Genomic DNA, 1,689 nt, shown 5'->3' on the forward strand with positions numbered 1-1,689 from the left:
CGCTGCTCCCCGCCGTTCCCGCCGTTCCCGCCGATCCCGGACGCACCCAGGAGGCCACCATGCACCGCACCGCCGCTCCCCTCGACCGTGAGCAGCTCGCGGAACGACTCCTGCGTGCCTCCGTACGGCACTCCCACGACCCGCTCACCGAGATCGCCTGGGACGAGCCGATCGACCCCGGCCGGCCGGCGATGCCGCCGCACCGCTGTTCGCTGTACGGCACCGCCCTGTGGGACAGCCTCGGCCCACAGGAGCAGGCCGCCCTGTGCACCCGGCAGTTCGCCGGCCTGCTCACCTGGACCCTGTGGGGCGAACTCATGCTGATGGAGGGCCTGATCCGGCATGTCTACGACGAGGACCCCGCGACCCGGCACGCCCAGTACGCGCTGACCGAGGTCGCCGACGAGTGCCGGCACTCGATCATGTTCGGCCGCTACCTGACCCTCACCGGCCACCCGACCCAGGTCGGCCCGGCCGCGCGGCGGCTCGGCCGGTGGCTGCTGCGGACGAACTGCGTCCCGCTGCTGCTCGCCACCACCTTGTTCGTCGAGGAGTTCATCGAGGCCGCCCAGCGCGAAGTGATGCGCGACGAGAGTCTGCAACCGCTGGCCCGTTCCGTCTCCCGGATCCATGTGATCGAAGAGGCCCGGCACATCGGCTACGCGTCGGCCGAACTCCGCCACAGCTGCCGGGCGTTCGGCCCCGCCCGCCGTGCCGCCCTGGCTCAGGCGCTGGCCGTCACCTGCGCCTTCATGGTGCGCGAGGCGGTCCCACCCCGGATGTACGCCCTCGCCGGGCTGGACGCACGCGCCGCCCACCGCGCCGCCGCCGCCAACCCGCACTGGCACCGCGCGACGGCCACCTGGTCCCGCAAGGCCGTTGCCCTGTTCCGCGAGCTCGGCATCCTCGACCGGTGGTCCGAGCCGATCTGGCGGCGCGCGCGCCTCATCGACTGACGGGGAACGCGGACGGCCGGCGAGGAGCCGGCCTCAACTCGGCGCGGAACCGGCGTCAGGTCTCCTCGGCCGGCGGGTCGGCGAGGATTCCGTTGAGCAGCCCGGTGGCCTGGCCCACCTCGATCAGGTAGCCGTCCGGATCACGCACGTAGCAGCGCAGTTCGGCCTTCCGGTCGATGGGCGGGGTGAGGAACTGCGCGCCCTTGGCGCCCCACTCGCGGTAGCAGCGCTCGATGTCGGCCACCCGCAGGTTGAGGAAGCTGGAGACGGTGTGCGGGTCGTCCGGCGGGCGCAGGGTCACGTCCGGCTTGTCGGGGGTGGGCCCGCCGCCGGGGTTCATGATGATCCAGCCGTTGGCGAGCTTGACGATGCAGGGGTTCTCCTCCAGCACCACCGTGCCGCCGAGGACATCCGTGTAGAAGGACCGCGACCGGGCCACATCGCGGACGGTCAGGAAGTGGGTGAGGTACATCCCGGTTTCGGGGGCGGGGAGATCGGCTCGCTGCATGGCAGAACCTTTCTGTTGGCGTCCGTGGGCGCCGATGGCGTCCGCCGGCGGGCGGCGTCCTGCCACGTGCCGGCCGTTCGGCCAGACAACCAGTGTCGCACCGTGGCGGCCGGGCACAAGCGGAGCCGTCCCCCTGCCGGGGAGGCTCACCTCGGCCGGCACGTTGCCCCTGGCGGGGAGGCTCACCTCGGCCGGCAGGTTGCCCCTGGCGGGAGCGCGGCCCCT

2 protein-coding genes are annotated in these 1,689 nt (G+C 72.8%); one reads left to right on the forward strand and one right to left on the reverse strand.

The genetic code is table 11. The features are described 5' to 3' along the window. A partial coding sequence (locus GA0115240_RS02015; protein ID WP_093734913.1) for an AurF N-oxygenase family protein occupies positions 1–956 on the forward strand: 956 nt, incomplete at its 5' end. Positions 957–1,011: 55 nt separating this feature from the next. Here the strand turns inward: GA0115240_RS02015 and GA0115240_RS02020 are convergent. Next, positions 1,012–1,464, reverse strand: a complete 453-nt coding sequence (locus GA0115240_RS02020; protein ID WP_093734914.1) for a VOC family protein — start codon at positions 1,462–1,464, stop codon at positions 1,012–1,014. Between the last annotated feature and the right edge of the window lie 225 nt (positions 1,465–1,689).

Origin of the sequence: Streptomyces sp. DvalAA-14, from assembly GCF_900091855.1 — a bacterium.
Lineage (GTDB): Bacteria > Actinomycetota > Actinomycetes > Streptomycetales > Streptomycetaceae > Actinacidiphila.